The organism is Bradyrhizobium sp. HKCCYLS3070 (genome assembly GCF_051167575.1).
In the GTDB taxonomy this organism is placed as follows: domain Bacteria; phylum Pseudomonadota; class Alphaproteobacteria; order Rhizobiales; family Xanthobacteraceae; genus Bradyrhizobium.
Window position 1 is genome coordinate 168588 of the sequence record NZ_JBNPTI010000005.1, and the last position, 22968, is coordinate 191555.

General features: G+C 66.2%; 21 protein-coding genes and 1 riboswitch. Of the genes, 10 read left to right on the forward strand and 11 right to left on the reverse strand.

Annotated features, from left to right (window positions below; all coding sequences use genetic code 11):
• Positions 1-456: 456 nt before the first annotated feature.
• From ACQR03_RS18380 to ACQR03_RS18390, 3 genes are all read left to right on the forward strand, one after another.
• Complete coding sequence (locus tag ACQR03_RS18380; RefSeq protein WP_315752746.1) at positions 457-1569, forward strand: DUF2336 domain-containing protein; 1113 nt, start codon at positions 457-459, stop codon at positions 1567-1569.
• A 270-nt stretch (positions 1570-1839) separates the two neighbouring features.
• A riboswitch (cobalamin riboswitch) is annotated at positions 1840-2057 on the forward strand.
• 96 nt (positions 2058-2153) lie between these two features.
• Positions 2154-4229 carry a TonB-dependent receptor plug domain-containing protein gene (locus tag ACQR03_RS18385; protein ID WP_434841413.1) on the forward strand — a complete coding sequence of 692 codons (2076 nt, stop codon included), beginning with the start codon at positions 2154-2156 and terminating at the stop codon, positions 4227-4229.
• A gap of 75 nt (positions 4230-4304) precedes the next feature.
• Positions 4305-4883, forward strand: coding sequence for a hypothetical protein (locus ACQR03_RS18390; RefSeq protein ID WP_434841414.1), 579 nt, complete (start codon positions 4305-4307; stop codon positions 4881-4883).
• A gap of 85 nt (positions 4884-4968) precedes the next feature.
• On the opposite strand, the gene ilvC is transcribed toward ACQR03_RS18390, so the two are convergent.
• From ilvC to miaA, 7 genes are all read right to left on the reverse strand, one after another.
• On the reverse strand, positions 4969-5988 hold the full coding sequence (gene ilvC / locus ACQR03_RS18395; RefSeq protein ID WP_315713342.1) for a ketol-acid reductoisomerase: 1020 nt from the start codon (positions 5986-5988) through the stop codon (positions 4969-4971).
• A 150-nt stretch (positions 5989-6138) separates the two neighbouring features.
• A complete protein-coding gene (locus ACQR03_RS18400) occupies positions 6139-6741 on the reverse strand; it encodes a LysE family translocator (RefSeq protein ID WP_315713343.1) in 603 nt (200 codons plus the stop codon).
• A 228-nt stretch (positions 6742-6969) separates the two neighbouring features.
• Positions 6970-7659, reverse strand: coding sequence for a class I SAM-dependent methyltransferase (locus ACQR03_RS18405; protein WP_316192847.1), 690 nt, complete (start codon positions 7657-7659; stop codon positions 6970-6972).
• A 3-nt stretch (positions 7660-7662) separates the two neighbouring features.
• Entirely contained in the window at positions 7663-8205 is a 543-nt protein-coding gene (gene ilvN / locus ACQR03_RS18410; protein WP_315713345.1) for an acetolactate synthase small subunit, read from the reverse strand.
• 214 nt (positions 8206-8419) lie between these two features.
• Positions 8420-9403, reverse strand: coding sequence for a threonine dehydratase (locus tag ACQR03_RS18415; protein WP_316201757.1), 984 nt, complete (start codon positions 9401-9403; stop codon positions 8420-8422).
• Positions 9404-9618: 215 nt separating this feature from the next.
• Positions 9619-11388 (reverse strand): acetolactate synthase 3 large subunit, encoded by a 1770-nt coding sequence (locus ACQR03_RS18420; RefSeq protein ID WP_316201756.1) that lies wholly within the window; start codon positions 11386-11388, stop codon positions 9619-9621.
• Positions 11389-11937: 549 nt separating this feature from the next.
• On the reverse strand, positions 11938-12855 hold the full coding sequence (miaA, locus tag ACQR03_RS18425) for a tRNA (adenosine(37)-N6)-dimethylallyltransferase MiaA (RefSeq protein WP_315752740.1): 918 nt from the start codon (positions 12853-12855) through the stop codon (positions 11938-11940).
• A gap of 3 nt (positions 12856-12858) precedes the next feature.
• Between miaA and serB the strand changes: the two genes are divergently transcribed.
• The 7 genes from serB (at position 12859) to arsH (ending at position 17832) form a co-directional block, all read left to right on the forward strand.
• Complete coding sequence (serB, locus tag ACQR03_RS18430; RefSeq protein WP_434925366.1) at positions 12859-13749, forward strand: phosphoserine phosphatase SerB; 891 nt, start codon at positions 12859-12861, stop codon at positions 13747-13749.
• 481 nt (positions 13750-14230) lie between these two features.
• Positions 14231-14500: a hypothetical protein gene (locus ACQR03_RS18435; protein ID WP_315752738.1), complete on the forward strand. Its 270-nt coding sequence runs from the start codon at positions 14231-14233 to the stop codon at positions 14498-14500.
• Between the two features lie 453 nt (positions 14501-14953).
• A complete protein-coding gene (locus ACQR03_RS18440) occupies positions 14954-15250 on the forward strand; it encodes an ArsR/SmtB family transcription factor (RefSeq protein WP_315752737.1) in 297 nt (98 codons plus the stop codon).
• Entirely contained in the window at positions 15247-16299 is a 1053-nt protein-coding gene (locus ACQR03_RS18445) for a permease (RefSeq protein ID WP_315752736.1), read from the forward strand. Before ACQR03_RS18440 ends, ACQR03_RS18445 begins: the two co-directional genes overlap by 4 nt.
• Before the next feature lie 16 nt (positions 16300-16315).
• Positions 16316-16552 carry a thioredoxin family protein gene (locus ACQR03_RS18450; RefSeq protein WP_315752735.1) on the forward strand — a complete coding sequence of 79 codons (237 nt, stop codon included), beginning with the start codon at positions 16316-16318 and terminating at the stop codon, positions 16550-16552.
• Positions 16537-17052, forward strand: coding sequence for a GlcG/HbpS family heme-binding protein (locus ACQR03_RS18455; RefSeq protein ID WP_315752734.1), 516 nt, complete (start codon positions 16537-16539; stop codon positions 17050-17052). Before ACQR03_RS18450 ends, ACQR03_RS18455 begins: the two co-directional genes overlap by 16 nt.
• Positions 17053-17130: 78 nt before the next feature.
• Positions 17131-17832 carry an arsenical resistance protein ArsH gene (gene arsH, locus ACQR03_RS18460; protein ID WP_315752894.1) on the forward strand — a complete coding sequence of 234 codons (702 nt, stop codon included), beginning with the start codon at positions 17131-17133 and terminating at the stop codon, positions 17830-17832.
• 882 nt (positions 17833-18714) lie between these two features.
• Here arsH and ACQR03_RS18465 read toward each other — a convergent pair.
• From ACQR03_RS18465 to hflK, 4 genes are all read right to left on the reverse strand, one after another.
• Positions 18715-20217 carry a Do family serine endopeptidase gene (locus ACQR03_RS18465; RefSeq protein ID WP_315752480.1) on the reverse strand — a complete coding sequence of 501 codons (1503 nt, stop codon included), beginning with the start codon at positions 20215-20217 and terminating at the stop codon, positions 18715-18717.
• A gap of 232 nt (positions 20218-20449) precedes the next feature.
• Positions 20450-20656 (reverse strand): DUF2065 domain-containing protein, encoded by a 207-nt coding sequence (locus ACQR03_RS18470; protein ID WP_315713359.1) that lies wholly within the window; start codon positions 20654-20656, stop codon positions 20450-20452.
• A 120-nt stretch (positions 20657-20776) separates the two neighbouring features.
• Positions 20777-21715, reverse strand: coding sequence for a protease modulator HflC (gene hflC / locus ACQR03_RS18475; RefSeq protein WP_315713360.1), 939 nt, complete (start codon positions 21713-21715; stop codon positions 20777-20779).
• Complete coding sequence (hflK, locus tag ACQR03_RS18480; protein ID WP_315713361.1) at positions 21712-22839, reverse strand: FtsH protease activity modulator HflK; 1128 nt, start codon at positions 22837-22839, stop codon at positions 21712-21714. The genes hflC and hflK overlap by 4 nt, the downstream gene beginning before the upstream one ends.
• Between the last annotated feature and the right edge of the window lie 129 nt (positions 22840-22968).

The following is a 22968-nucleotide window of genomic DNA, read 5'->3' on the forward strand; positions in this document are numbered from 1 at the left end:
CGAACCTGCCCCGGAACATCGGGTGACGCCACGCATCGCACGGCGCGTCGGCAAAATGGCCGCGGCAAGAATGGGATTTAAGTTTCAAGGCTTGGGAGGATGACAGCTGACGTGAGATCGAGGGCAGCGAGCAAGTTGGATGAAGGAAGGTTTGTGACCTTATGAGATCATTAACCTTTCCGCTTCGCTGGCCTGTCGTCGCCGCGTCTGCGGGGAGGTGTTCGCACCTCATTCCATCGCCTGTCCGGCGAATCTCCGGAAGACCGGGCTCCAGCCCGTCATCCCCCCTATATGTATCGTCTTAATTTTCCGTATCCGTGTTTCTCCGGAGTACTACGCCTTCGGCCCCTAACGCATTGTTATCGCCCGTGCCGAAAACTGCTCCGGCCGAAAGCCTTGCAGCGGATCACAATCGCGTTGCTGTCGCTCCGGCAATCCGGACAAACGAGCGCGATCGTGTCACAGCCAGAACAGCTTCCGCCTTCAGAAGACTCCATCATCACCGAACTCGAAGAGGCCGTCCGCAGCGGCACCTCGGCGAAGCGCGTCAACACGCTGCGCCAAGTCACCAACCTGTTCCTGCATGACGGCGAACGCCTCAGCGAGGACCAGATCAAGGTATTCGACAACGTGCTGTGCATGCTGGTCTCGCGGGTCGAGACCCGCGCGCGAGCCGAGCTCAGCAAGCATCTCGCGCCGGTCGACTACGCGCCCGTCGAATTGATCCAGCAGCTCGCCCGCGACGACGAGATCTCGGTGGCCGAGAACGTGCTGATGCACTCGAGCCGGCTCACCGAGCATACGCTGGTGGAGGTCGCGGCGACCAAGGGCCAGGATCACCTGATGGCGATCTCCAGCCGTCCGCATCTGACCGAGGCGGTGACCGACATCATCGTCGACCGCGGCGAGCGCCGGGTGATCCGCAAGCTCGCCAACAACCAGACCGCGCGCTTCTCCGAGTCCGGCTATTCCGGGATGATGGCGCATGCCGAGGACGACGACGAATTGTCCGAGATCATCGGGCTGCGCGTCGACCTGCCCACCAAGCACCTGCGCGACCTCCTGCGCCGCGCGACCGAAGCCGTGCGCGCCAGGCTGATGGCCTCGGCGCCGCCGGCGTTGCAACAGGAGATCAAGAAGATCCTCAAGGCGATCGCCGACGTTGCGCGCAGCGACGGCGGCCTGGTCGGGCGCGACTTCACGCTGGCCGAAGAGGCCGTCAAGCGCATGAAGGGGCTGAACGAGCTCAACGATGCCGCCATCGCCTTCTTCGCCGAAACCCGCCGCTTCGGCGAGGTTTCCGCCGCACTCGGCCTGCTCAACAACGTCCCGACCGAGATGATGGCCAAGGTGCTCGAAGGCCCGCGCACCGACATCGTGCTGATCCCTTGCCGTGCCGCCGGGCTGGCCTGGTCGGTGGTGGCGAAAATCCTGACCCATCGGCCGATCAAGCACGCCATCGACAGCGACACGCTCAAGCTCGCGGAACGCGACTACGGCCGCCTGTCGCTCGACACCGCCCAGCGCACGCTGCGATTCTGGATGGTGCACAACAAGGTCGAGAAGTGAGCGGGTGCTCACAAGACGCAATCCTCATCAGCAACGACTCGCGCTCCGCTGTCGTCCCTGCGAACGCAGGGACCCATACCGCGTGATGTGAATTGGCGGAAAATGTCTTGTCGTCGTCCTTCGCCACACGACCGCCGGTGGCTATGGGTCCCTGCGTTCGCAGGGACGACGGCTATGGTTGTCGCAGGCGGCCGGGCATCACCAAGCCGACCGGCCAGCGTTATCGCCAGGAGATCGCCGGGCGCCGGATTGACTTTGGTGCGCCCGCACTCCTACGGTGATCGCGACGGTGCCCCTCGACCGGGGCTCAAAAGGGAATGCGGTGCCGGATGCGTCTCGCAAGGGACGTGACCGAAGGCCGCAGCTGCCCCCGCAACTGTAAGCGGCGAATCTCGCGTCAAAGGCCACTGGGAAATCTCGGTCCCGGGAAGGCGACGTGGAGGTGACGACCCGCGAGCCAGGAGACCTGCCGTCAGCCGTGGTCACACGCGAGGATGCCGGTCGGGGCGTTATTGGCATCGTTTTCAGGCAGGCCTGCCAAGGGCTGCATGAGACCTCGTTCGCGGTGACGTGCCACTGACGTCATGCCGAGGTTCCTCGTGTCTCCCGTTCCCCATGCCAGGCGCAGTCGCGCCCTTCTGTCGTCGTTCTGCGTCCTCTCGTCATTCGCCCTGCTCGGCCCCTCGCCCACAGCAGCGCAGCAATCCGCCTCCCCCGACCTTCTGCCCCCGGTTGAGGTCGACCCGCCGCGCGAGCCGATCGCTCAGAAACCAGCCATCCCCCGCAGAACCGCCAGCGCCGCGCATCAGCAGATGCCGGCGGCAAAGCCGGCCGCGCCAGCCGGAACCCCCGTCGCCGTCAGCCCGACCGGTGTCGTCACGCCAGTGGCCCACGTCGCGAATGCGATCACCGTGGTGACCGACAAGGACATCGCCGCGCAGCAGGCCCGCACCGTGCCGGACATCCTGAGCACGATCCCCGGATTGAACGTGGTGCAGGCCGGCGGCCCGGGCGGCCAGACCAACGTCTTCATGCGCGGCACCAACGCCAATCACACCAAGCTCTTCATCGACGGCATCGACGTCGGCGATGTCACCAACGGCAATGGCGCGTTCGATTTCGCGCATCTGCTCGCCGCCGACATCCAGCAGTTCGAGGTGCTGCGCGGGCCGCAGAGCGGGCTCTACGGCTCGGATGCGATCGGCGGGGTGATCTCGGTGATCACGCGCAAGGGCGAGGGCCCGGCGCGCGCGACCGCCTCGGTCGAGAGCGGCTCGTTCAAGACCTTCAACCAGTCAGCCGGCGTCAGCGGCTCACAAAACAATGTCAACTACGCGGTCAATGTCGCGCATCTGCACGCCGGCGACGTTCCGGTGACCCCGTGGCAGCTGCTGCCTGCGGGGCAGAAGGCCATCGGCAATGCCTACGACAACCTCACCGCCTCGGCCAAGCTGGGCGTCGACCTCAACGAGGCCTGGACGCTGAACTCGGTGGTTCGATACACCGACGCGACGCTGCTGTTCACCGGCGACAGCGGCTTTCCGAGCTTTCCCGACGCGGCCCAGAGCAACCACGCCGTCCACCAGCTTGCGACACGCCAGGAAGCCGTGTGGTCGCTGCTCGGCGGCCGCATCCGGAACTACTTCGGCGTCAACTATGTGAACGACCGGTCGTCCGACCTGACGGCTGGCAATCCGGTGGCAGCGGTCGCGGCCGGCGAGCGCATCAAGTATGACTGGCACGCGGTGACCAAGCTGGCGCCGCATAACAATCTCGTCGTCGGCGCGGAGCAGCAGACCGAGCGGCTGAAGACCGCCGACCTCTCGGCCGAGAATGGCAACAAGGCCGGCTTCGTCGAGCTGCAGACCGAGTTCGCGAAGCGCTGGTTCGTGGTGGCGAGCCTGCGCAACGACGTCAACGACCAGTTCGGCGGCCATGGCACCTACCGGATCGCGCCGGCGGTGATCCTGCCGGTGACCGAGACCAAGCTGAAGGCGAGCTACGGCACCGGCTTCAAGGCGCCGACCCTGAGCCAGTTGCACCAGGATTTTCCGGCGTTCAACTTCTTCGCCAATCCCAACCTCCGGCCGGAGCAGAGCACCGGCTACGACGCCGGCTTCGAGCAGCCGCTGTTCGACGATCGTCTCCGCTTCGGCGCGACCTACTTCCACAACAGCATCACCGACTTGATCAATTTCAACGCGACCTTCACCTCCTACGCCAATGTCGGCCTCGCGACCACCGAGGGCACCGAGAGCTTCGTGACCGCTGATCTCACCGACCGGATCTCGCTGCGTGCGGACTACACGTTCACCCGCGCGGTCGATGCGACTACCGGCCTGCAGCTATTGCGGCGGCCGAAGGAGAAATGGAGCGCCACCGCGACATGGGGGCCGATCGATGCGCTGACGCTGTCAGCGACGCTGCTGCACATCGGCGACTGGCTCGACGTCAGCCGCGACGGCATGACCACGGGCCTCGTCGCGCCCGGCTATACGGTCGTCAACCTGCGCAGCGACTACGCGCTGTCCGACCAGGTCAAGCTGTTCGGCCGGATCGACAACCTCTTCAACCATCACTACCAGAACCCGACCGGATTCCTCGCGCCGGGCTTCGGCGTGTTCGGCGGCATCCGGGTGGCGAGCTTCGGCGTGCAGTGACGCCGCCGACCAACCTCCCGGCGGCTGACAGAAGCTGCCGAAATGGACTACAATCGCAACAGAAGGAGATGTTCCATGACTCTCGACGTCCTCGCCCGGTCTGGTTCCGAAGCTCGCCTCGCGCCCGTTCCGCAACGGCATGCCGCTGCGTTCTGCTTCGCGCTGCTGACAGGGGCCTGCGCGCTGGCGAGCTTCGTGTTCGCCTGCGCGACGCCGTTTGCGGCCTTCGCCGTGATCGCCGCCGCCATGCTGCCGCTGCGCGCGGCGCTGCCGGTGATGCTCGGCGCCTGGCTGGTCAACCAGGGCATCGGCTTCGGCGCGCTGCACTATCCGGTCGATGCCAACACGCTGGCCTGGGGCGCCATGATCGGCGTCGCGGCGCTCAGCGCCACCGTTGTGGCCCGCATGGCCCTGGCGACCTTGCGCACAGCACCAGCGACGGTCGCGCTTGCCGTCGCGCTCCCCAGTGCCTACGCCGCCTATGAGCTGGTGCTGCTGGCCGCCACGCCCGCACTCGGCGGCGCTGCGAGCTTCGCGCTCCCGATCGTCGCCCGCCTCGGCCTGACCAGCGCCGCCTGGCTCGTCGGCCTCGTCGCCGTCAGCGAGATCGTCCGCCTGCTGACGCCGGTGGCGTCGCGCCGCGCGGCGTCCTGAACGCGCCGGCGGGCCTTCAACGACCCCAAACAGAAACGGCGGGCCTCTGCCCGCCGTTTTCATTTCTCGGTTTCGCCGCAAGACCTCAGTTCTTGCTCTTGTCGACCAGCGCGCCCTTCTTGATCCAGGGCATCATGTCGCGCAGGCGGGCGCCGACTTCCTCGATCGGGTGCTGGGCAAGCTTGGCGCGGGTCGCCTTGAACGAGGTCTGGTTGACCTTGTTCTCCAGCATCCAGTCGCGCGCGAAGCGGCCTGACTGGATGTCGTCGAGCACGCGCTTCATCTCGGCCTTGGTTTCCGGCGTGATGATGCGCGGGCCGGTGACGTACTCGCCGTATTCGGCGGTGTTGGAGATCGAGTAGTTCATGTTGGCGATGCCGCCTTCATAGATCAGGTCGACGATCAGCTTCACCTCGTGGAGGCACTCGAAATAGGCCATCTCCGGCGCGTAGCCGGCCTCGGTCAGCGTCTCGTAGCCGGCCTTGATCAGCTCGACCAGGCCGCCGCACAGTACCGCCTGCTCGCCGAACAGGTCGGTCTCGCACTCTTCCTTGAACGTCGTCTCGATGATGCCGGCGCGGCCGCCGCCGATCGCCGAGGCGTAGGACAGGCCGAGGTCATGGGCATTGCCCGAGGAGTCCTTGGCGATCGCGATCAGGCAGGGCACGCCGCCGCCGCGCTGGTACTCCGAGCGGACGGTATGGCCGGGGCCCTTCGGCGCGATCATCAGCACGTCGAGATCGGCGCGCGGATCGAGCAGGTTGAAGTGGACGTTGAGGCCGTGCGCGAACACCAGCGCGGCGCCCTGCTTCATGTTGTCGTGCAGGTGCTCGCGGTAGATGTCGCCCTGCAGCTCGTCCGGGGTCAGCATCATCACGAGGTCGGCCCACTTCGCGGCCTCGGCGACTTCCATCACCTTGAAGCCGGCGCCTTCGGCCTTCTTGGCGGAGGCCGAGCCCTTGCGCAGCGCGATCGCGACGTCCTTGACGCCGGAATCCTTCAGGTTGAGCGCGTGGGCGTGGCCCTGGCTGCCATAGCCGACGATGACGACCTTCTTGCCCTTGATCAGGTTCAGATCGGCGTCGCGATCGTAGTAGACACGCATTGTCGTTTCCTCTTTGAGATGGCCGGAATTGGCTGGAAAGTCAGACGCTTGGGTGAGGCACGGGCGGCTGCGCCCGGACGAAATCCGGCCCGTGTCTAGAGCATTTTGGCCCTGCTTGGAAACCCCGATCTCGCATGGCGGCAGTCTCCCTCATGCGTCCATGAACACGGGATAGAGCGAGGCCAGGAGCAGCACCGCCATCAGGATGTTGAAGGCGCGGACCGCGCGCTCGGAGCTGAGCAGCGGCCGCAGCGCGGTGCCGAATAAGGTCCAGGTGATGGTCGAGGCGACCGCCATCACGAAGCTGATCGCGACCTGCAGCGCCACGTTGGCCGGAAAGCTGGCGATCGCGGCATAGGCGGTGATGGTGCTGATCACCATCACCCAGCCCTTGGCGTTGACCCATTGGAACAGCGCCGCGCCCCAGAACGACATCGGACCGCGCGGCTTGGCGTCGTCAGGCTCGGCCGACCCTGACAAGGCGATGGCGACCGCGAGGTAGATCAGATAGGCCGCGCCGAGGTATTTCAGCACGTCCTGCAGCAGGGGATAGCGGATGAACACCGTCGCGAGGCCGAAGCCGACCGCGCCGACCATGAAGGCGAAGCCGAAGCTGACGCCCATCATGTGCGGCACCGTGCGGCGGAAGCCATGGGTCACGCCCGACGACAGCAGCATGATGTTGTTCGGCCCGGGCGTGAACGCCATCACGAAGGCGAAGGTGACAAAGGCGATGAGGAGCTGCTGGGACATCTAATGAGCTCCTGCCACACGACGACTTTTCAACCTCCCCTGGAGGGGGAGGGTCGCCTCACATCGTGCGAAGCAACGATGTGAGGCGGGGTGGGGTGATCTCTCCACGCGCGAGCTTTTGCGGCGGCCCACCCCACCCCGATCGCGCATTGCATGCGCGATCGACCCTCCCCCTCCAGGGGAGGGTGGCAGCGTGGCCACCTCACCGTCGTACAAGAACATCAGCGCCTAGCCCTGCCCCGCCGGCTTCTGCAGCACGTAGGTGGCGTGCATCGGCGCATGGTAGTCAGCGGAGACCGTGACGAAGCCGACCTCGGCCAGCATGCGCTCCATCACCCAGGCGAAGGTCGAGTTCTCGTCGCGCATGTGGGTGATGACGCTGTCGCGGGCGAGGTCGTGGTTCTTGATGTTGAAATCCGCCCACTGCTCGACCGAGCGCTCGACACCGTCGGGCATGCTGACATAGACGATGTCGCGCAGGAAGAACTGCGCGCCCGGCTTCAGCGCCGCGAAGATGCGCGCCAGCGCCACCGCCTTCCAGAAGTCCGGCAGATGATGCAGCGTGAACTCGCTGGCGATCAGGTCATACGAGTTCGGCTCATAGGCGAACGACAGCAGCCCCGCCGAATGCATCCGCACCGCGGTACGGCGGTCGCGGGTGTAGATCCGGGTCAGCGCCAGCATCGCCGGCGAGATGTCGATGGCGTCGACGACGGCCCCCAGCAGCGCCGCCTCGGTCGCCAGCACGCCGTTGCCGCAGCCGATGTCCGCCACCCGCCAGCCCGGCTTGACGCCGAGCATCTTCAGAGCAGCGCGCGCGCGCTCGTCGGCATCATCGCCCGAGCCGTAGATCGAGGCGACGGCATGATCGAGCCCGATCCGGTTGCGTTCGTTGTAGTACCAGTCGCGCGCCAGCATGACTCACATCCCTTCCGATCCCCGCCCGATCGCCGCAATGCCGGTCCTGGCGACTTCCACCAGGCCGAGCGGACGCATCAGATCGATGAATTGCGTGATCTTGTCGGTATTGCCTGTGATCTCGAACACGAAGCTTTCCGTCGTGGCGTCGATCACCCGGGCGCGGAACGCATCCGCCAGCCGCAGCGCCTCGACGCGCGGCTCGCCGGTGCCGCGCACCTTGACCATCGCGAGTTCGCGCTCGATCGCGCGCTTGGTCAGCGTCATGTCGACGACGCGGTAGACCGGGATCATGCGGTCGAGCTGGTGCTTGATCTGCTGGATCACCATCGGCGTGCCGGTGGTGACGATGGTGATGCGCGAGAGGTGCTTCTGGCTCTCGGTCTCGGAGACGGTGAGGCTCTCGATGTTGTAGCCGCGGCCCGAGAACAGGCCGATGACGCGCGCGAGCACGCCCGGCTCGTTCTGCACCAGCACCGCCAGCGTGTGCGTCTCGTTCGGATCGTGACGGTCTTCGAGGAAATAGGCTGACGCTGGCTGGTTCATTGGTGTCCCCGTGATAATTCAACCGTCATGGCCGGGCATAGCAGTCTGCCTTGCGCAGACTGCGTAAACTTGTCTGCGCTCCCGGCCCTCCACGTCGAGCGTCGAGCGCGCGGTTCGTGGATGCCCGGGCCTTCGCCGCGCCGAAGCGGCTTCGGCCGCGCAGGCGGGTCAAGCCCGGGCATGACAGCGGTGTTTGTGGCGAGTTGCGAGCTCCTCATGCGGCCCCCGCTTCGGCATGCGTGGCCGCCGGCAGCACCCAGCGCCTGAACAGGTCGAGATCGATGTTGCCGCCCGTGAGCACCAGGCCGACGCGCTTGCCGGCGAGCCTGCCCTTTTCCTGCAAGGCCGCCGCAAGCGGTGCCGCGCCGGCACCTTCGGCGAGATTGTGGGTGTCGGTCCAGAGAATGCGCACGGCCTCGGCGATCTCGGCGTCGCCGACCTGCACGATGCGCGAGGCGCCTTTCAGGATGATGGCGAGCGCATCCGCATCCGGGCTGCGCGTCGCGAGACCATCGGCGTGGGTGTCGGCGCTGTTGGTCGTCACCACCGTCCGCGCAGCGAACGACAGCGCGTAGGACGGCGCCTCGGTCGACTGCACGCCGACGATCTCGGTCTTCAAACCCAAGAGATCGCGCGCAAGGATGCAGCCGCAGATGCCGGAGCCCTGCCCGATCGAGACGTAGAGCACATCGAGGTCGGGCGCCGTGCGGAACAGCTCCAGCGCGTAGGTCGCGACGCCGCGCACGAGATCGCGATGGAACGACGGCACCATGTGCAGGCCGTCGCGCGCCGCATGGCGGCCGGCCTCCTCGCGCGCCTCCTGGAAGTCGCTGCCGTGCTCGATCAGCTCGGCGCCGAACGCCGCCATCGCGCGGTTCTTCTCGACCGAGTTGCCACGCGGCACGTAGATCGTCACCGGCAGGCCGTTGCGACGGCCGGCAAACGCGACGCTCTGGCCATGATTGCCGCGCGTCGCGGTGATCAGGCCGCGGACATCCGGCCGCGTGCGCTTGAGGTTGTCGACATAGACCAGCCCGCCGCGCACCTTGAAGGCGCCGGCCGGCGTGTGGTTCTCGTGCTTCACGACGACCCCGGTCCCCAGCCGCTGCGCCAGCAACGGCCACGCATGCGCCGGCGTCGCCGGCACCGCGGCGCCGACGATGGCGTGGGCGGCTTCGAGCTCAGCGAGGGTGAACATGAGAACTCCCTGACGCATGGGCACAATGCGGCCGCGCAAGCAGATGAGCTCCCTCGCCCCGCTTGCGGGGAGAGGGGGATTCTCCGCGAGTCCGACTGCGTGGGGAGTCCCCCTCACCCGACGCTGCGCGTCGACCTCTCCCCGCAAGCGGGGAGAGGTTAAGAGAGAGACTGCCGGACGCGCGTGCCATCACCGCACCATCAAACCTATCAGACTCACACCAGCGCCTTGCCGCCCGCGAACGCCGCGGCCGGATCGCTCGCCTCCGCCGGCAGGATCATCTCGTTATGCGCCTTGCCCGACGGGATCATCGGGAAGCAGTTTTCGAGCGCCGCGACGCGGCAGTCGAACAGCACCGGCTTCTTGACCGAGATCATCTCCTTGATCGCGCCGTCGAGATCGCCGGGCTTGCTCACCTGCAATCCGACGCCGCCATAGGCCTCGGCGAGCTTGACGAAATCCGGCAGCGCCTCCGAGTAGGAGTGCGACAGGCGGTTGCCGTGCAGCAGCTGCTGCCACTGCCGCACCATGCCCATGTACTGGTTGTTGAGGATGAAGATCTTGACCGGCAGCTCGTACTGCACGGCCGTCGACATCTCCTGCATCGTCATCTGCACCGAGGCGTCGCCGCCGATGTCGATGACGAGGCTGTCTGGATGGGCGACCTGGACACCGATCGCGGCCGGCAGGCCGTAGCCCATGGTGCCGAGACCGCCCGAGGTCATCCAGCGGTGCGGTTCCTCGAAGCCGTAGAACTGCGCCGCCCACATCTGGTGCTGGCCGACCTCGGTCGTGATGTAGGTGTCGCGGCCGCGCGTCAGCTCGAACAGCCGCTGGATCGCATATTGCGGCATGATGACGTCGCGGTTCGGCCGGTAGGCCAGCGAGTTGCGCGCGCGCCAGACGGCGATCTCCTGCCACCACGACTTGATGTCGGGCTTCTTCGCCTCGGCCCTGAACACCTGCAGGATGTCGGCGAGCACGTCGCCGCAATCGCCGATGATCGGCACGTCGACGCGGATGTTCTTGTTGATCGACGACGGATCGATGTCGATGTGGATCTTCTTCGAGTTCGGCGAGAACGCGTCGGTGCGGCCGGTGATGCGGTCGTCGAAGCGCGCGCCGACGCACAGCATGACGTCGCAATCATGCATCGCCATGTTGGCCTCGTAGGTGCCGTGCATGCCGAGCATGCCGAGCCAATTGGTGCCCGACGCCGGATAGGCGCCCAATCCCATCAGCGTCGAGGTGATCGGGAAGCCCGTGACCTCGACCAGCTCGCGCAGCAGCCGCGAGGCCTCCGGCCCCGAATTGATGACGCCGCCGCCGGAATAGATCACCGGCCGCTTGGCGCCCGCCAGCAGCGCCACGGCTTTGCGGATCTGCATCGCGTCGCCCTTCACGCGCGGCGAATAGGAGATGTGGACGTCGGACTTGCGTGGCGGATGATAGGTGCCGGTCGCGAACTGCACGTCCTTCGGCACGTCGACGACGACCGGCCCCGGACGGCCCGTGGTCGCGACATAGAACGCCTCGTGCAGCACCTTGGCGAGATCGTTGACGTTGCGGACCAGCCAGTTGTGCTTGGTGCAGGGCCGGGTGATGCCGACCGTGTCGCATTCCTGGAACGCGTCGTTGCCGATCAGATGCGTCGGCACCTGGCCGGTGATGCAGACCAGCGGGATCGAATCCATCAGCGCGTCCGCCAGCGGCGTCACCATGTTGGTGGCGCCGGGGCCCGAGGTGACCAGCACGACGCCCGGCCTGCCGGTCGAGCGCGCATAGCCTTCGGCGGCGTGGCCGGCGCCCTGCTCGTGGCGGACCAGGATGTGCTCGACCTCGCTCTGCTGGAAAATCTCGTCATAGATCGGAAGCACCGCCCCGCCCGGATAGCCGAAGAGGTGCTGCACGCCGTGGTCGATGAGCGCGCGCACGATCATCGCGGCGCCGGTCATCTGGTTCGGATCGTGGCTCTTGTCGGTCATGGTGGGCTCCGGATCGCTTCTGTCAGCGGCTGGTCGGTCTTGGTCAGTCGGTCTTGGTCAGTCGGTTTTGGTCAGTCGGTTTTGGTCACTTGGGTCAGGGTCGTTTCGGTCGGATCGCTGGCTTCCAGGCAATAAAAAAGGGCCCTGGAAGGCCCTGCGCACCGCTCGGAATTTGGATGGCCGCTAGCCATCCCCGGCGGTGCGCCTGGGTACGACGGCGATAAGGAGGATGGAAATAAAGTTGCGCATGATGCCGAGCGAGCTTCCCAAAGGTTGCGCGAAACATAGCCGGCGATGCCCCAATGTCAAGGCAAAGCCGGCCCGTCAGCGCGATTTTGCGATGTTAACGCGGAATTTTCCGTTCGGCGAGCGGTAATTTGGCGGTTGGCCTCCGAAACGAGGCAATAGGCTGGATGAGAGTACGGGCTCCATCTCCAAACGAGGTCGTCATTCCGGGGCGCCCGGAGGGCGAGCCCGGAATCCATACTCACGATCGTGGTTATGGATTCCGGGCCCATCGCTTCGCGATGTCCCGGAATGACGATGCGGCTAGAGTTTGACGACCCATCCCTTTGCCGCCTCCGGGCTCATCCACTCGAACTCCGGCAGTTGGTGCCGAAACCAGGTGAACTGCCGCTTGGCATAATGGCGGGTGTCGGCCTTGCCGATGGCGGCCGCCTCCTCCCGCGTGATCTCCCCTCTGATATAGCGGATCAGCGCCGGCACGCCGTGGGCCTTCATCGCCGGCAGCAGCGGATCGAGGCCGCGCGCGGCCAGCCGCTCGACCTCCTGCACCGCGCCGCGCTCCAGCATCAGATCGAACCGTACATCGATCCGCGCATACAGCGCCTCGCGCTCCGGAGCGATGAACAGCGCCCGATAGCTGCCCTCCGGCAGCAGCGGCGGAGTGGCCTCGGCATGCCAGTCGGCCAATGGCCGACCCGTCGCCTCGATCACCTCCAGCGCCCGGGCCACGCGGGCGCGGTCGCGGACGTTCAGCCGCGCGGCCGCCGCCGGATCGCGTCGCGCCAGCTCGGCATGCAAGGCCTCGACGCCGTCGCGATCGAGCCTGAGACGCACCGCGTCGCGCACCTCATCCGGCACGGGCGGCACCGCGGACAGCCCTGATGTCAGCGCCTTGAAATACAGGCCAGTGCCACCGATAAAGATCGGCAGCCGCCCGGCCCGTTGCACCTCGCCCAGGATCTCCGCGGCATCCCGGACATAATGGCCGGCCGAGTAGTTCACGCTGGCATCGACATGGCCGTAGAGCCGGTGCGGCACGGTGGCCTCTTCGTCGCAGGTCGGCCTTGCCGTCAGCACCCTCAGATCGCGGTAGACCTGCATGGAATCGGTGTTGATGACGACCCCGCCCGCTTTTTGCGCAAGTTCCACCGCCAGCGCCGACTTGCCGCTGGCGGTCGGCCCTGCGATAAGCAGCGCTTTGTTGATCCCTGGCAAAGTCACCTGATGTCTCTCGTCGCCACCTTCACCTGCAATCCCGCCGATCCCGCGCTTGATACCACGATCGTGGAGGCCTTCCTGGCCGTTCTGCCCTCGCCGGGCACGCCGCGCTGGCTGTTCGACGAGGTCGCGATCGACATCCCCTTCGCCCACGACGGCGAGGTCCACAAGCTCGAGGCGCGCCTGCGCGACCTGCGCGGCGACATGCCGATCGACATCGTCGTGCAGGCGGAAGCCGTCAGGCGCAAGAAGCTTTTCCTCGCCGACATGGACAGCACCATGATCGGGCAGGAATGCATCGACGAACTCGCCGATTTCGCCGGGCTGAAGCCGCGCGTCGCCGCCATCACCGAGCGCGCCATGCGCGGCGAGATCGCGTTCGAGCCGGCGTTGCGCGAACGCGTCGCATTGCTGAAGGACCTGCCGGTGAGCGTCGTCGACGAAGTCCTGACCAAGCGCATCAAGCTGACGCCGGGCGGCCGTCATCTGGTGATGACCATGCGCGCCAACGGCGCCTATACCTGCCTGATCTCCGGCGGCTTCACGCTGTTCACCAGCGCCATCGCGGCCAAGATCGGCTTCCAGGAGAACCGCGCCAACGAGCTCATCATCGATGGCGGCAAGCTCACGGGCGAGGTGCGCGAGCCGATCATCGGCCGCGACGCCAAGCTCGCTACCCTGATCGAGCTGCGCGAGGCGTTCGATCTCGACGAGATCGACACCCTGGCGGTCGGCGACGGCGCCAACGACCTCGGCATGATCGAGGCGGCCGGTCTCGGCGTCGCCTATCACGCCAAGCCTGCGGTCTCGGCCGCAGCCTCGGCCCGCATCGACCACGGCGACCTCACCGCCCTGCTCTATGCCCAGGGCTACACGCGCGATCAGTTCGTCGACTGACGAGACTGCGGCCGCGCGGCAGGCCAAGTAGCCGCGCGAGCCTTTGCGCAATACAGCGCCCTCTCCTGGCTGTGAGAGAGGACGCGTTGATGGGCAGCCGCCATGCCGTCATTGCGAGGGCAGCGGTTTTGCGAACGCTCGACGATCGCAATCGCATTGCCGTGTGCGAATCGCCGCCGCAAGCAAAGCCGTTACCAAATCCCTGCCTTCATCGGCTCTCGATCAGCGCATCATCAGGATTTTGTTTCAATCCAGCGCACTCGCACGCAACTCCATTCCAATCTCATTTCAGATCGCAAATCAGATCATTCGCCTTACGTATCAAGGCGGGACGCGAACTGCCATTTTAACCGCATCACCAATCCATGAATTGTCAAATCATGCTGCAGCGCATATAAAGCTGACAACGCTAGGGAGTGTCCAAGGAAGCGAAAGCGGTTGCAGGTGATGCAATCGATCATCGTCACAGAAGGACCTCCCGATGACCATCAAGCACATCATTCCCGGCTCTCTTCTTGCCCTCGCGCTGCTGAGCGGCGCCGCCGCTGCCGGCGAGCTGCCGAGCTACGAAGTCGGTGCGCTGCCGGCCACCCCGCACCAGCTCTCCGTCGTCGGTGCATCCGCCGCGCAGCAGACCATTGCGGTGAATGCCGACAGCGCCGCCTCGCCGCACCAGCTCGCCGTGCTCACCCAGCACCACCGCAGCGCTGCGCTCGTCGCTCCGATCACCGTGGGCAGCGTCCGCAACTAGGCAACGCGGGCAACCCATCGTCGGATAGGCAGCGCGCGTCTCGCCGGGCGAGGCCGCGCTCCCTGTTCGAGATAACGCGTGGCGCCGCGCGTGGTAAAGATCCCGGACATCCACGCCGGGCAGCCCAGACGCCCGGCCCGCTGCACCTACTGGGTCTTCGACGCCAACGCTCTCCGCCTCCGTACCCGGCGCGGCAGCCGCGTCGTCGAGCCCAGCCGCACAGTCACATTCCGGCCGCCGGCGGCAAGACCATCCGCGCGTGAATTGACCTGACGCCAGCCAGCTCGCCCGATTTCGCAACCGGGATCTCGCAGGGCGTCGCCGCGCGGGCCACGCATCACCAGCCATTATCAGCCTGACGCCACGCGCCGCGCCGATTGCCGGTCAAATCGCACATCCATAACCATTATATGCGCTATTGCGCAAATACGAAAGTACGAATATATTGCCGCCATGTTCGATCCCGTCCCGCTGCTCGCCGCTCTGGCCGAGCCGACTCGTCTCGCCGCCCTGCGCATCCTTTGGGACGGCGGCGAGCACTGCGTCTGCGAGCTCATGCGGCAGCTCCGAGCCAGCGCATCGCGCATGAGCCGGCACATGTCCGCCCTCAAGGCCGCCGGTCTCGTCATCGACCGGCGTGACGCCCAGTGGGTCCGGTATCGGCTGAGCCCTGACCTGACGCCCGATCGCCGCGCCATCCTCGACGCCGTCATGGCGGCCATGCCTGAGCCGAACAGGAGTGCAGCATGAAAACCGAAGCTTCGACCTATCCTGACGGGTCGGCATCGGCTGTGATCTGGATCATCGCGACGGCAGCTGCGGTCGCATTGTGGTTCGCGGTCTACTGGCAGCTGGAAGCGTTCTCGGCATGGCTGGTATCGTCGCTGCCGGTGTCCCGCGACAGCCATCTGGAAGAAGCCGCGCGGTTCTTCGTGTTCGACGCGCCCAAGGTCCTGATGCTGATGACGCTGGTCGTGTTCGGCATGGGCGTCGTACGCAGCTTTTTTTCAGCCGAGCGAACTCGCGCATTGCTCGCCGGCAAGCGCGAGGGCCTCGGCAATGTCGCGGCTGCGATCCTCGGCGTATTCACTCCCTTCTGCTCGTGCTCGGCGGTGCCGCTCTTCGTCGGCTTCGTCTCGGCTGGCGTCCCACTCGGCGTGACCTTCTCGTTCCTGATCGCGGCGCCAATGGTGAACGAGGTCGCGCTCGGCCTGCTGTTCGCGCTGGTCGGCTGGAGGATCGCCGCGATCTATCTGGCCTTCGGCCTGGCGGTCGCGATCGTGGCGGGATGGATCATCGGACGCCTGCATCTCGAAGGCTGGCTCGAGGAATGGGTTCGCAACGTGCGCGCAGGACAGGCGGAGTTGCAGCCCAATTCACAGACCGTCGCCGATCGGATCCGGGCCGGGATCGACGCGGTACGCGACATCGTCGGCCGCGTCTGGGCATGGATCATCATTGGCATCGCGGCGGGCGCATTCATTCACGGCTATGTCCCGAACGACCTGCTCGCCTCGATCATGGGCAAGGACCAATGGTGGTCCGTTCCGGCCGTGGTGCTGATCGGCGTGCCGATGTACGCCAACGCTGCGGGCATCATTCCGGTCGTCGAGGCGCTGCTCGGCAAGGGTGCGGCGCTGGGAACGGTGCTCGCCTTCATGATGAGCGTCATCGCGCTTTCGTTTCCCGAGATGCTCATTCTGCGCAAGGTGCTGACGCTCCGGCTGATCGCTGTCTTCGCGGGCGTCGTCGCCGCCGGCATCGTCGCCGTCGGCTATCTCTTCAACGCCCTGTTCTGATGAAAGGACAAGCCCCATGAAGAACGTCAAGATTCTTGGCTCCGGCTGCAAGCGCTGTGTTCAGACCGCAGCAATGGCCTCCTCTGAAGCAAGCAAGCTCGGCATCGAGATCGAGCTGGAAAAGATCACGGACTTCGCCGACATCGCCCAGTTCGGCGTCGCCTCGACGCCGGGCGTGGTGATCGACGGCAAGGTCGTTCACGCGGGCGGGCTGCCGAAGGCCGAGGACATGGCGAAATGGCTGTCGGCGTGATGGCGTTGCGTCCGCTGCTCGCAGCGGTCCTCCTGCTCGGCCCGGCTGTCGTTGCGCGCGCCGACGAACCGACGTGGACGCGGCGCATCATCGCGCCGGACACGGCGCTCAAAGCGGCACAGGCGGCGCTCGCGGAGTGCCGCAAACGCGGCTGGCAGGCTGCCGTGACCGTGAGCGATCCGTCGGGGCTCGCGCTGGTCACCCTGCGCGACCGTTTCGCCGGCTGGCATACCCTTGAGGCCGCGACGGGCAAGGCGAGGACGGCCGCGAGCTGGCGCGAGGCGACGAGCACGCTCGCAGCCCGGCTGGCACGACCGGACGCCGCGGAGCGGGCCATCGTCAACGTTCCCGGCGTTGTCATGGTCGGCGGCGGCATGCCAATAGAGGCCGCTGGCCAGCAGGTCGGAGCGATCGGCGTATCCGGCGCGCCCGGAGGCGACAACGACGACATCTGCGCGAAGGCCGGCATCGAAGCCGTCGCTGCGGACATCGCGTTCTGAGCGCTTGTACCGGCGTATCGCGAACGAGGACGGCCAACGCCGATCATTTTGCCGGAGGATACCGCGTTGTCTGACACGATGCCTCAATTGGACGAAACCTCATTCCGTGCCATCGACCGCGCGAAGCTGCTGGAGCCTGCGCTCTCCTCCCACCCTCCGCGAATCCTGCTGCTCTACGGATCGCTCCGGCAACGCTCGTTCAGCCGGCTGCTGACCGAGGAAGCGGCGCGCATTCTCGTGCGCTTCGGCGCGGAGACACGGACTTTCGATCCGCGCGGCTTGCCGCTGGTCGACGACGCCGAGCCGGACCATCCGAAGGTCCGCGAGCTGCGCGATCTCGTGACATGGTGCGAAGGCATGGTGTGGTGCTCGCCGGAGCGGCACGGCGCGATGACCGGTGTGATGAAGACCCAGATCGACTGGATCCCGCTGTCGCTCGGCGCCGTCCGGCCGACGCAGGGCAAGACGCTGGCGGTGATGCAGGTTTCTGGCGGCTCGCAGTCGTTCAACGCGGTCAATCAGCTTCGGGTGCTCGGCCGCTGGATGCGCCTGATCACCATTCCGAACCAGTCCTCGGTGCCCAAGGCCTTCGCGGAGTTCGACGACGCGGACCGCATGAAGCCGTCCCCCTATTACGATCGCCTCGTCGACGTGATGGAAGAGCTGGTCAAGTTCACACTGCTGACGCGCGACCGCGCCGACTATCTGGTCGACCGCTACTCCGAGCGCAAGGAAAGCGCCGAGGCGCTGTCGCAGCGGGTCAATCAGCGGTCGCTCTGAGCCGGCGCTCCCGGGAGTTCGCGGATGGCGACCCACCAACTTCTGATAAAAATAATCACCTTGCGCATTTCCGGAATTCATGATTGTATCCGCGCATCCCGCCTCACTGCGGAGGGGCGTTGCGCGCGATCGTCACGACACGCGAGGCGGGGAGCGATGGCCGCGAGAGATCGCAGCGTCTTCTCACGAGGGCGCGGACGAACGATCGCTTGCGGACGTGAAGTCGCAGCGTCCTGACACCCCGATGCTGGTGTCACGTTCGCGACGGCGCTAAAGCGCCGCGCGGACAATGGTGGCCAACAAGCCCGGCGCACCAGGGAGACTGCGTATAAGCGTGAAGACCGTCGCGCAGGGAATGCCGGTTGAATCGGCTTTGCCTGTGGTACCTGCCGCCTGCATTTTTTTCGCAGGCGGGCCATGGGTGAGGCCTTCACCCGGCATTCCCTGCGCCCTCTGCATTTCGAGAGGGACGAACTGATCGCAGGCCTCGGGCGCGATGCGCCGCGAGACTGCAAAGCTCTGTCGATCGCTGTTTGAGCCGTGAATTCGCCTTGCGAACCGTCGTCGTCCCGGACAAGCCACGGCGCGCGCCAGCGCGTCGGGGCGCCGATCCGGGATCCGTACGCCGCGGCCGTCGTGATGAGCAAACAGCCAATGATTAGCCCGCCCCAAACTGCTTCCTGGGGGCTATGGTCCCGGCTCGAGGCCGGGACGACAGCGGAGTGTGGAGCTGCCGCAGGGTGGGCAAAGCAGCGCCCGCAGGCGCAGCGTGCCCACCGCCGTGCCGCGAGCTCGGAGCCGGATGGTGGGCACGGCGCGGGACAGAGCGCCTTAGCAGGCGCACATCGCGGCGCGCCTTTGCCCACCCTACTGCATCGTGCCCTACTGCAGGCTCAACGCCACGAAGCGCAGCTCGCCGTCGGCGTTGGAGACGAGCAGCAGCACCGACTTCTTGCCGTCCTTCTTGAGCTGGTCGACGCGCTTCTTGATATCGGCGCCCGAGGTCACCGCCTCCTGGGCGACCTCGACGATGACGTCGCCGGCCGACAGCCGCTTCTCGGCGGCGTCGGAGGCTTGGTCAACACCGGTGACGACGACGCCCTTGACGCTGTCCTTGATCTTGTAGCGGGCGCGCAGGTCCTTCGACAACGCGGCGAGATCGAGCCCGAGCGCCTTCTGGGTCACCGGCTTCTCGGCCGGCTCGTCCTTCTTGATCGCCGCCTGCTGCACCTTCTCGGTGTCCTCGAGCCGGCCGAGCTTGACCTTGAGCGTCTGCTCCTGGCCCTTGCGGATGACGATGACGTCGACCTCCTTGCCGACGGCGGTGTCGGCGACGATGCGCGACAGGTCCTTCGGCTCCTTGATGTCATGGCCGTCGAACTTGACGACGACGTCGCCCGGCTCGATGCCGGCCGGCTTGGCCGGTCCCTTGTCGTCGACGCCGGCGACCAGCGCGCCGCGCGCCGGCTTGATGTTGAGGCTCTCCGCGATCTCGTCGGTGACGCCCTGGATGCGCACGCCGAGCCAGCCGCGGCGCAGCTCGCCGAACTGGCGCAACTGGTCGACGACGCCGGCCACGGTCTTCGAGGGCACCGCGAAGCCGATGCCGATCGAGCCGCCCGACGGCGAGATGATCAGCGTGTTGACGCCGATGACCTCGCCCTCGAGGTTGAACAGCGGGCCGCCGGAATTACCGCGGTTGATGGCGGCGTCGGTCTGGATGTAGCTGTCATAAGGACCCGACGAGATGTCGCGGTTCTTGGCCGAGACGATGCCGGCGGTGACGGTGCCGCCGAGGCTGAACGGGTTGCCGATCGCGACCACCCAGTCACCCAGCCGCAGCTTGTCGGAGTCGCCGAACTTGACCACCGTCAGCGGCCGCGGCGGTTTGAACTTGAGCACCGCAAGGTCGGTCTTCTTGTCGACGCCGACCAGCTCGGCCTTGATCTTGGTGCCGTCGTTGAGGATCACGTTGATCTCATCGGCATCGGCAATGACGTGGTTGTTGGTGACGACAACGCCCGAGTCGTCGACGATGAAGCCCGAGCCCAGCGAGTTGGTTCGGCGCGGCGAGTTGTCGGCACCGCCGCGGCCGCCCGGACCGCCGCGGCGGTTCTTGAAGAAATCGTCGAAGAACTCCTCGAACGGCGAGCCGGGCGGCACCTGCGGATTGGCGTTCCGCCCCTCGGACGAGCCGCCCTTGGGCTCGACAGTTTGCGAGGTCGAGATGTTGACGACGGCGTCGATCACCTTTTCGGCGACATCGGCGATCCCCTCCGGCCCCCGCGCCGAGGCCGGGGCCGGCGCGAGCGCCCAGCCCGCGGCAAGGACCGCCGCGGTCAGGATCGGGCGCAGTCGACGGCTGAAAGCAAGGGTTGCGGTCATCGGGCGGATCTCCAGAAAAGTCGGCAAATTCAACTGTTACAGTGCGCCGGAACCGGCGGGGGACGCAAGCACGCCGGATCGGACCGCAGATTCATCATTGAGGGCGACCTAATACGGCAAAATGGCGCAGCCATCGCCTCACAATGGCGTTGGCCGGGCAGCAGACCGTCATTGCAGCGGTCGCGCCTCGTTCCTGTGCGACGGGGCACGCAAACGCACGACAATCCACCGCTCAGATCGGCCGCCGGATCACCCAGATCAGGACCAAGCCGGCCACCGCCGAGCCGATGCCGACTGCGCGCAGCACGTTGTCGGGCGTGGTCATCGCGGTCTTCATGGCCCGCCGCATCCACTCCGGACTGGCCGCGAACAACAGGCCTTCGAGCACGAACAGGATACCTAATCCGATGAGGAAATCGGAAAACGCAATGGACCTCATCGGACCCGGACCTCCCGTTCGATCTTCTTGATATGTAACGGGGCGAAGCAACGGCTTCGCCCCCTCCATGTCAACTCTTATTCGCCCCGATCAACGGCCCCGGCATCGAGGCAGGCGCCATCAGGGCTTGGGCGCCGGCACCGCGACGGCCGCCGTCGAGTTGGCGGTGGACGGCGTCTCCCCCGCCGGCTTCCCCGAGGGGTTGGCGAAGTAGCGGAAGAACTCCGAATCGGGCCGCAGCAGGAAGCGGGTGTCGCCGGATTTCAGACCGTTCTCATACGCCGCCATCGAGCGGTAGAAAGCGAAGAAGTCGCGGTCCTTGCTGTAGGCCTCGGCGAACAGCCGGTTGCGTTCGGCATCGCCGGCGCCGCGGGTCTGCTCCGCCTGCGAGTTGGCCTCGGCGACGATCACGGTGGCCTCGCGATCGGCCTTGGACCTGATCTCCTGGGCCTTCTGGCCGCCGAGCGCCCGGAACTCCTCGGCCTCGCGCTGCCGCTCGGTCTTCATCCGGTTGTACACCGCCTGGCTGTTGGCCTCCGGCAGGTCGGCGCGGCGGATGCGGACGTCCACCACCTGGATGCCATAGGCGTCGGCCTCCTTGTCGAGCTGATCGCGGATCTTGCGCATCAGCGCCTCGCGCTCGTCGCGCACGACTTGCGTGAAGGTGACCTCGCCGAGCACGCGGCGCAGCGCGGCGTTCAGCAGCGTGCCGAGCTGGACGTTGGCGGTCTGGATCGAACCGACGCTTTGGTAGAACTGCAGCGCGTTCTTGATCTTGTAGCGCGCGAAGGCGTCGACCACGAGCCGCTTCTGGTCGAACGCGATCACCTCCTGCGAGGGGTTCTCGAGGTCGAGGATGCGCTTGTCGATCGAGATCACGTTGTCGATGAACGGTGCCTTGAAGTTCAGACCGGGCTCCGTGACGACGTCGACCGGCTTGCCGAACCGCACCACCAGCGCCTGCTCGGTCTGGTTCACGGTGAACAGCGAGCTGTAGCCGATGACGACGAGCACGAGCACGGCGACGAGCGCGACGATGCCTGCAACGGGGGACCTCATCGGACGCCTCCCTGCTGAGCGGCCGGCGCCGGCCGGCGCGGCAAGAGATCGCCGAGCGGCAGCAGCGGCACGGGTCCGCCGGTGGCGCCGCTGTCGAGCACGAGCTTCTCCGAGCCACCGAGCACGCGCTCCATGGTCTCGAGATAGATCCGTTCGCGGGTCACGTCGGGCGCCTTCTTGTACTCGTCATAGACCTTGAGGAAGCGCGCGCTCTGGCCCTTGGCCTCGGCGATCGCCTGCTCCTTGTAGCCCTCGGCGACCTGCAGGATCTGCGCGGCGCGACCGCGCGCATCCGGCACCACCTTGTTGGCGTAGGTCTGGGCTTCGTTCTGGAGACGCTCGAGGTCGGCACGCGCCGCCTGGACGTCGCGGAATGCCTCGATCACCTGGGCCGGCGGATCGACCTTCTGCATCTGCACCTGGGTGATCTGGATTCCGGAGCCGTAATTGTCGAGCGTCTTCTGCATCAGTTCCTGCACGTTCTGCTCGATCACGGTGCGGGCACCGGTGAGGATCGGCTGGATGTTGGAGCGGCCGATCACCTCGCGCATCGCGCTCTCGGCCACCGCCTTCACGGTGCCCTCGGGGTTCTGGATGTTGAACAGGAAGTCGGCCGCGCCCTTCGGCTTGATGCGCCAGAGCACGGTGACGTCGACGTCGACGATGTTCTCGTCGCCGGTCAGCATCAGGCTTTCCTCGGGGACATCGCGACCGCCGCGGCCGCGCCGGCCGGGATCGTCATTGGCGGTGATGCCAATCGAGATCGAGTTGACGCGCAGCGCCTTGGGCAGCAGCACGGTCTCGATCGGGTAAGGCAGGTGATAGCGCAGGCCCGGCTGCTCATCACGGACATATTTGCCGAAGCGCAGCACGACGCCGAGCTCCTCGGACTGCACGCGGTAGATGCCGGAGGCGAGCCAGATGATGATGGCGCCGAGCACGATCAGGAGCACGCCCGCGGTACCGAAACCGCCGCCCGGCACGAACTGCTGCAGCCGGTCCTGGCCGCGCCGCAGAAGATCTTCCAGGTCGGGCGGCCTTGGACCGACCGGTTGCGGTCCCGAGCCCCAGGGCCCCTTCGGACCCTGACCCCACGGGCCTCCGCCCTGATTCTTCCACGCCATCGATCGATCTCCTCCGAGAGGCTGAGTGTACACCAACGCCGGCCCCGACGGTCGCCGGGTTATAAGGGACGGCCCCGCCCCTTACAACGTAGCGCTCCAGCTAAGCCCGAACCGGGTTTTGTCAATGTA

Excerpts from the sequence above, each read along its gene's own strand:
- ACQR03_RS18385 (WP_434841413.1), top strand. The coding sequence starts at position 2,154 with ATGCCGAGGTTCCTCGTGTCTCCCGTTCCCCATGCCAGGCGCAGTCGC.
- ACQR03_RS18390 (WP_434841414.1), top strand. The coding sequence starts at position 4,305 with ATGACTCTCGACGTCCTCGCCCGGTCTGGTTCCGAAGCTCGCCTCGCG.
- ilvC (WP_315713342.1), bottom strand. The coding sequence starts at position 5,988 with ATGCGTGTCTACTACGATCGCGACGCCGATCTGAACCTGATCAAGGGC.
- ACQR03_RS18400 (WP_315713343.1), bottom strand. The coding sequence starts at position 6,741 with ATGTCCCAGCAGCTCCTCATCGCCTTTGTCACCTTCGCCTTCGTGATG.
- ACQR03_RS18405 (WP_316192847.1), bottom strand. The coding sequence starts at position 7,659 with ATGCTGGCGCGCGACTGGTACTACAACGAACGCAACCGGATCGGGCTC.
- ilvN (WP_315713345.1), bottom strand. The coding sequence starts at position 8,205 with ATGAACCAGCCAGCGTCAGCCTATTTCCTCGAAGACCGTCACGATCCG.
- ACQR03_RS18415 (WP_316201757.1), bottom strand. The coding sequence starts at position 9,403 with ATGTTCACCCTCGCTGAGCTCGAAGCCGCCCACGCCATCGTCGGCGCC.
- ACQR03_RS18420 (WP_316201756.1), bottom strand. The coding sequence starts at position 11,388 with ATGACCGACAAGAGCCACGATCCGAACCAGATGACCGGCGCCGCGATG.
- serB (WP_434925366.1), top strand. The coding sequence starts at position 12,859 with ATGTCTCTCGTCGCCACCTTCACCTGCAATCCCGCCGATCCCGCGCTT.
- ACQR03_RS18435 (WP_315752738.1), top strand. The coding sequence starts at position 14,231 with ATGACCATCAAGCACATCATTCCCGGCTCTCTTCTTGCCCTCGCGCTG.
- ACQR03_RS18440 (WP_315752737.1), top strand. The coding sequence starts at position 14,954 with ATGTTCGATCCCGTCCCGCTGCTCGCCGCTCTGGCCGAGCCGACTCGT.
- ACQR03_RS18445 (WP_315752736.1), top strand. The coding sequence starts at position 15,247 with ATGAAAACCGAAGCTTCGACCTATCCTGACGGGTCGGCATCGGCTGTG.
- ACQR03_RS18450 (WP_315752735.1), top strand. The coding sequence starts at position 16,316 with ATGAAGAACGTCAAGATTCTTGGCTCCGGCTGCAAGCGCTGTGTTCAG.
- ACQR03_RS18455 (WP_315752734.1), top strand. The coding sequence starts at position 16,537 with ATGGCTGTCGGCGTGATGGCGTTGCGTCCGCTGCTCGCAGCGGTCCTC.
- arsH (WP_315752894.1), top strand. The coding sequence starts at position 17,131 with ATGCCTCAATTGGACGAAACCTCATTCCGTGCCATCGACCGCGCGAAG.
- ACQR03_RS18465 (WP_315752480.1), bottom strand. The coding sequence starts at position 20,217 with ATGACCGCAACCCTTGCTTTCAGCCGTCGACTGCGCCCGATCCTGACC.
- ACQR03_RS18470 (WP_315713359.1), bottom strand. The coding sequence starts at position 20,656 with ATGAGGTCCATTGCGTTTTCCGATTTCCTCATCGGATTAGGTATCCTG.
- hflC (WP_315713360.1), bottom strand. The coding sequence starts at position 21,715 with ATGAGGTCCCCCGTTGCAGGCATCGTCGCGCTCGTCGCCGTGCTCGTG.
- hflK (WP_315713361.1), bottom strand. The coding sequence starts at position 22,839 with ATGGCGTGGAAGAATCAGGGCGGAGGCCCGTGGGGTCAGGGTCCGAAG.